The 1129-nt window shown below is 55.2% G+C and carries 1 protein-coding gene; it reads right to left on the bottom strand.

Annotation, left to right across the window (positions count from 1 at the left end):
- A partial coding sequence (locus H8F23_RS28715) for an integrase core domain-containing protein (RefSeq protein WP_228759424.1) occupies positions 1-1129 on the bottom strand: 1129 nt, incomplete at both ends.

Here is a 1129-nt window from a genome sequence, read left to right as displayed (position 1 = left end):
TACAGGCTTGAAACGCGTTTGGCGCCGCTTTCAAGCCTGCCTAAACAGTGGCTGCAAAGGTACAGTTCCCAAGCGTCATCAGCCACTTCCTTCAGCGCGATGTCCTCTCCAATCAGAGCCTCTCCTAGAAAAATCAGCTGTCCTTTCCATTTAATCTCCCCATTTGACCGAACCTTGCGTACTTCAACATCGGAACCGTATTCAAGCGCAGGCAAGTAACCGGGATAAGCGCGTATCGACGGGCTATAGACAGATGCCGGCGGTTTCATGCCCAGCGCGGTGTGCGGTCGGTGGTGATTGAAGTCTTGGATGAATTCCTGAAAAGCCAACTGCTGGCGCACCAGGTTTTCCGCCGGCGGCACTGCAGCCTTTAGCGTTCGATGCATCCGTTCATGTCGACCATTTTGGTCGGGACGGCCAGGCGTAATCGTTTCGACATGGATTCCAAGTCTGATGAACCAAACCGATAACTTCGAAAGTCGCGCCAGACCTGTCGACGCAAAAGGAGCGCCATTATCAGTGCGGATCACATCCGGCAGCCCATATTCTCGAAAAGCCCACTCAAAGCCTTCCCGCGTCGGCGCTCCGTGCGTACTGGGCAAAGCGCGACAGACGAATAAAAAGCGGCTCATCTGATCGGTAATGGTCAGCGGATAGCACCAATTACCGTCCTGCATTTTGAACTGCCCTTTGTAATCAGCACACCACGTCTGGTTGGGCGCGTCGACCGGACGCAAATGTGTTGGAGCACGGGGACGCGGGGGATAGGGCCGTCGCGCCACCACCAAACCAGCTTTCTTCAACCACTCCCCGGCGGTACTCGCCGCCGGCCATTGGATATGCGGATCGGAATCGCGAAGGCGACCAATGATCTGCTTGGGTCCCCGATCGGGATGTTCGTTTTTCTTGGCCAGCAACTTGGCGATGATTTCATCGGAAGTTTGGTGAGGGCAATTCAGCGGCTTACGCGACTGCTCTTTCAAGCCATCCACGCCCAACGCTGCATACCGTTCCAGCCACTTGTCGATGGTTGGACGACTGACGCCATACCGCCGGCTTAATTGGCTTTTGGTGTAGCTGCCGCTGAGCCAATCGCTAATTAACTTCACTCGTTGATCCATTGGGGACT

The organism is Pseudomonas neuropathica (genome assembly GCF_015461835.1).
In the GTDB taxonomy this organism is placed as follows: domain Bacteria; phylum Pseudomonadota; class Gammaproteobacteria; order Pseudomonadales; family Pseudomonadaceae; genus Aquipseudomonas; species Aquipseudomonas neuropathica.
Note: the sequence above shows the minus strand (reverse complement) of the source record. Positions and strands in the feature narration are given on the sequence as shown.